The organism is Streptococcus sp. DD11 (assembly GCF_001578865.1).
In the GTDB taxonomy this organism is placed as follows: domain Bacteria; phylum Bacillota; class Bacilli; order Lactobacillales; family Streptococcaceae; genus Streptococcus; species Streptococcus panodentis.
In genome coordinates, this window is sequence record NZ_KQ969397.1 from 8,519 (window position 1) to 11,608 (window position 3,090).

The 3,090-nt window shown below is 49.4% G+C and carries 3 protein-coding genes; 2 read left to right on the forward strand and 1 reads right to left on the reverse strand.

All coding sequences use genetic code 11. From position 1 onward, the window contains the following. Window positions 1-77: 77 nt before the first annotated feature. The gene (locus STRDD11_RS11060; RefSeq protein WP_128837356.1) at window positions 78-1,748 is read right to left on the reverse strand and encodes a formate--tetrahydrofolate ligase; all 1,671 of its coding nucleotides are present in this window, start codon (window positions 1,746-1,748) and stop codon (window positions 78-80) included. Between the two features lie 223 nt (window positions 1,749-1,971). Here STRDD11_RS11060 and STRDD11_RS11065 point away from each other — a divergent pair, with 223 nt between their 5' ends. Both STRDD11_RS11065 and STRDD11_RS11070 read left to right on the forward strand, forming a co-directional pair. Further along, a complete protein-coding gene (locus STRDD11_RS11065; RefSeq protein WP_128837357.1) occupies window positions 1,972-2,661 on the forward strand; it encodes a phosphopantothenate--cysteine ligase in 690 nt (229 codons plus the stop codon). A 3-nt stretch (window positions 2,662-2,664) separates the two neighbouring features. After that, window positions 2,665-3,090, forward strand: a 426-nt coding sequence (locus STRDD11_RS11070) for a flavoprotein (protein WP_128837483.1), incomplete at its 3' end; no start/stop codon positions are given.

Below are 3,090 nucleotides of genomic sequence, written 5' to 3' on the forward strand. Positions count from 1 at the left end.
TCCTTTAAATAGACATATGTCTTTATTATACCAGAAAAAGGCTCATAACAAGCCTTTTTTCTGTATTTCTATTCAATTTAGAAGAGTCCAATCGCCGTGCCGTCTGCGGCCACATCCATATTAAGGGCAGCCGGACGTTTTGGCAGACCCGGCATGGTCATGACGTCACCGGTCAGGGCTACGATGAAGCCGGCACCCAGTTTTGGTACCAGTTCCCGGATGGTGATGTCAAAGTTTTCCGGTGCTCCCAAGGCAGCAGGATTGTCAGAAAAGCTGTACTGGGTCTTGGCCATACAGATGGGCAGCTTGTCCCAGCCGTTCTTGACAATGTCGCGAATTTGAGTCTGTGCTTTCTTTTCAAAAGTAACCTTAGAACCGCGGTAGATTTCTTTGACAATTTTTTCGATCTTTTCTTCAATACTGAGGTCATTGTCATAAAGACGGACATAGTCAGCCGGCTGCTCATCAATGGTCTTGGCCACTGTCTCAGCCAAGGCCACACCTCCCTCTGCTCCGTCTGCCCAGACGCTGGCCAGTTCGACAGGAACCCCGATTTCTGCGCAGAGTTCCTTGAGAGCAGCGATTTCAGCTGCAGTGTCGGAGACGAACTCATTGATAGCCACTACTGCCGGAATGCCGAATTTGCGAATATTTTCCACATGGCGTTTGAGATTGGCAAAGCCAGACCGCACAGCAGCAACATTTTCCTCTGTCAGGGCATCCTTGGCTACACCTCCATTCATCTTAAGGGCGCGAAGGGTTGCTACGATAACGACTGCATCCGGACTGGTTGGCAGGTTGGGCGTCTTAATGTCCAAAAATTTCTCAGCTCCCAAGTCAGCTCCGAAGCCGGCTTCCGTTACCGTATAATCGGCCAAGCGCAGGGCGGTGCTGGTGGCCAGGACAGAGTTGCAGCCATGGGCGATATTGGCAAAAGGTCCGCCGTGGACAAAGGCCGGCGTTCCGTAAATGGTCTGCACCAAGTTGGGTTTGATGGCATCTTTCAGCACCAAAGCCAGTGCGCCTTCCACTTCCAAATCACGGACATAGACAGGTGAGCGATCATAGCGGTAGCCGATGACAATTTGAGCCAATCGCTGCTTCAGATCCTCAATATCTGTTGCCAGACAGAGAATGGCCATGATTTCAGAGGCTACGGTGATGTCAAAGCCATCCTCGCGCGGAATGCCATTGACCGGGCTGCCCAAGCCAACCGTTACATGGCGCAGGGCCCGATCATTGAGGTCCACGACCCGCTTCCAGATAATCCGGCGCTGGTCGATTCCCAGACTGTTTCCCTGATGCAGATGGTTGTCAATCAGCGCAGAGAGGGCATTATTGGCCGTTGTAATGGCGTGCATATCGCCAGTAAAGTGCAGATTGATGTCCTCCATCGGCAGGACCTGAGCATGACCGCCGCCTGCAGCTCCGCCCTTGATGCCCATGACCGGTCCCAGAGACGGTTCGCGGATAGCAATCATGGTTTTCTTGCCGATTTTATTGAGGGCATCTGCTAGGCCGATAGTAATGGTAGACTTGCCTTCTCCTGCTGGAGTTGGATTGATCGCTGTCACCAAAATCAGCTTGCCGACAGGATTTTTCTCCACTTCGCGGATCTTATCAAAGCTGAGCTTGGCCTTGTATTTGCCGTAGAGTTCCAGGTCATCATAGCTGATGCCAATCTTCTCCACTACATCTACAATAGGCTTCAATTCAACGCTCTGAGCAATTTCAATATCTGTTTTCATCAGGAACTCCTCTAATTTGATAGATTGATTATAGCAAAAAAGAGTAAAAACTGCACGATTAAACTCTGTATTGTTTTTAATGTTCGGGAAAAAGTAAATATCAGAGCAAGACAGGCTCGATGAAAACACAAGATATTAGAGGGAATGCTCTTCAAACTTCCGCTGTAACACTTTGTAACTAGAATTATTTTACTAAATTTCTTTTTTCTTGTAAAATAGGGCTATGAACATATTGATTACCTCTGGCGGTACCAGCGAGAAAATCGACCGGGTCCGCTCCATTACCAATCATTCGACCGGACGGCTGGGTGCAGCCATTGCGGAAAAGTTCTTAGCCAAGGGCGACCAAGTAACCTTGGTCACCACCCGCAAGGCGCTCAAGCCTGCTGCTCATGAGCACCTAAGGATTGAAATTGTCGAAAATGTCGCAGAACTCCTTGCGGTGCTGGAGCCGCTGGTCAAGACCCATGATGCCCTCATTCATTCCATGGCCGTATCGGACTACACACCAGTCTATATGACAGGCCTGGAAGAAGTCGCTGCCAGCTCAGATGTGGCAGAGTTTTTGGACAGGAGCAACTCAGAAAGCAAGATTTCTTCTCAGGAGGAAAGTCAGGTCCTCTTTCTCAAGAAAACGCCGAAAATTATCAGCAAGGTCAAAGAATGGAATCCCCACATCCGCCTGATCGGCTTTAAACTTCTGGTAGATGTTTCCAAGGAAAAGCTCATAGAAACGGCGCGTGCCAGTCTGGATAAGAATCAGGCCGACATCATTGTCGCCAATGACTTGCTGGACATTTCAGAAGACCGCCATCAGGCCTATCTGGTCCGCAAAGATTCTCTGGAAGAAGCTCAGTCCAAGGAAGAAATTGCTCAGCTGCTTGTCCATTATCTCCATGCAAAGGAACTTTAACTTATGACTACGATTACTCTTGCCGTTACCGGCAGCATCTCAGCTTACAAGGCAGCCGATATAACCAGCAGCCTGAAAAAAGAAGGCTTTGAAGTGGCTGTTCTCATGACAGAGGCAGCTGCTGAGTTTATCACGCCTCTGACCCTGCAGGTCTTGTCCCAAAGACCAGTCGCACTGGACATCATGCAAGAGCCTGATCCCAGCAAGGTCAACCATATCGACATCGCCAAAAAGACCGATGTCTTTGCCCTAGCGCCTGCCACAGCCAATACCATTGCCAAATTGGCCAACGGTCTGGCGGACAATATGGTTACTGCTGCAGCGCTGGCTCTGCCTCTCCATGTCAAAAAGGTGATTGCGCCGGCCATGAATACCAAAATGTATGAAAACCCGCTGACCCAGCACAATCTAAAAAAATTGGAACAGTTT

Excerpts from the sequence above, each read along its gene's own strand:
- STRDD11_RS11060 (WP_128837356.1), bottom strand. The coding sequence starts at position 1,748 with ATGAAAACAGATATTGAAATTGCTCAGAGCGTTGAATTGAAGCCTATT.
- STRDD11_RS11065 (WP_128837357.1), top strand. The coding sequence starts at position 1,972 with ATGAACATATTGATTACCTCTGGCGGTACCAGCGAGAAAATCGACCGG.